Origin of the sequence: Endozoicomonas arenosclerae (assembly GCF_001562015.1) — a bacterium.
Taxonomy (GTDB): Bacteria; Pseudomonadota; Gammaproteobacteria; order Pseudomonadales; family Endozoicomonadaceae; genus Endozoicomonas_A; species Endozoicomonas_A arenosclerae.
Genome location: NZ_LASA01000245.1, coordinates 1 through 1628 on the forward strand (window position 1 = coordinate 1; position 1628 = coordinate 1628).

At 45.8% G+C, this 1628-nt stretch carries 1 protein-coding gene; it reads right to left on the reverse strand.

Translation table 11 applies throughout. From position 1 onward, the window contains the following. Positions 1 to 126 precede the first annotated feature (126 nt). A partial coding sequence (locus WG89_RS28305; protein WP_216638584.1) for an autotransporter outer membrane beta-barrel domain-containing protein occupies positions 127 to 1628 on the reverse strand: 1502 nt, incomplete at its 5' end.

Genomic DNA, 1628 nt, shown 5'->3' on the forward strand with positions numbered 1-1628 from the left:
CCTTGTCAGTCCCATAAAAAAAGCGACGTAAGTCGCTTTTTTTATGCCTGTAGTTTTATGCCTGAAAATTGTCTTTCAATATTTCAAACCTGCTATCACACTTTGAATACAGGCTCTCTACCCTTGTTAGAATGCATAGCTGACATGCAGACCCACAGTGTTGATTTTGGCATTCTTATTCCAATGATAATCATAGGTAAGACCCAGACCCAGACCGCTTCCCATCATCCATTCAGCACCCACGCCAGCACGATAACGCTCTTTATCCTTCTTATCCTCCTTGGTCAGATTGAGAGGCGTTGGCAACAAAGCCGGACCTGAAACGCCTGTAATCGTCGTCTTGACCTCATCATCATTGAAATCATGATAACCTGCCAGCAAACCAGTCAATAGCACACTGCTGCCAGAACCTGCATCCAGCCGAGAACTCAACTTGAGACCACCGCCCAACTCGGAAATATTATAATCCGTTGTCTTGAACGAGTAAGTTGTCCGACCCGTCACCCTGTCTTCGGTAAAGTCGTCCAACTCATTCCTGAAATAGTTGTATTCAACAAAGGGAACAACATCGACCTCACCCGCATAGATATTTACATCAGCGTGCAAAGAGACTCCCCAGAGCTTCGAATCGTACTTCCCTTTGACTTTATTGCCCGAAACCTGACGATCCTGCTTGTTTTCCGTTTTGCCAAAATGAAAAGCAGCCATCAGATCAAACATATCAATGGCCCACTTACCGTAAAGCGAGCCCAGCACATAATCCTGCTTTAGTTTTACATCATTACGCGCTTTACTGGTTTCACCATTAAAAAAGGAAAAAGCCAGACCCAATGAAAACTCATCCATTGCACCGCCACTGAAGTCATAACCCACCGTCAGACCTCCGGACTCAAGATCATACTTTCCTGCATAATCATTCTCATCCTTTCCGGTGTAATAGTTCACAACGCCCCAGAAATTATTTGCCGAAAAGCCACCACCGGAGTTCATTCCCGTACCACCCTTTGAACCCAGGTGGTCAAAGATACTGGAATTCACCAGAACGGTATTTTGTCGAACGATTTGATTGGACTCCAGTGCAGAAGTCGCTAGAGGAAAAGAAGGTATTGTGGCGACGGCCGGGATGGGCGATGGTTTCTTTTGAGCAGCAGCCGACTCTTGAACTACAGCCTCAGACTCAGGTTTTTCAGCTCCCCTATCGTCCGTTTCTGCTTTAGTATCTCCGGCCCCACCATTATTAGCACTGGCAGGCTTTGCAGGCTCATTAACTTCATCAATAACTACCTTATTCTTATCTCTCGCTTCTCTTTCCTTCCAAAGCTGCTCCGGGGTTTTTTCGTTAGCTCTGGCACGGTTCTCCGCCTCTTGCCTCAGCCTTTCCTGTGCATCCAGATCTTCACGATAAGCAGAAGCTTCCGGTACATTGAACTCAAATTTCTCACCGTACTGGTTACGCGCAAATTGTGTACTATCGCCCGAACCATCATCCGCCACTGCCAGAATAGAGTACGGTGTAATCCCCACCAAGACTGCAGGTAACAGCAGTTTACGACCTGCTACCAGATGAAATTTTTGCATTTTCATAGAACTCGATTCAACAATAAATAGAATAATCCAGACAACTAAAT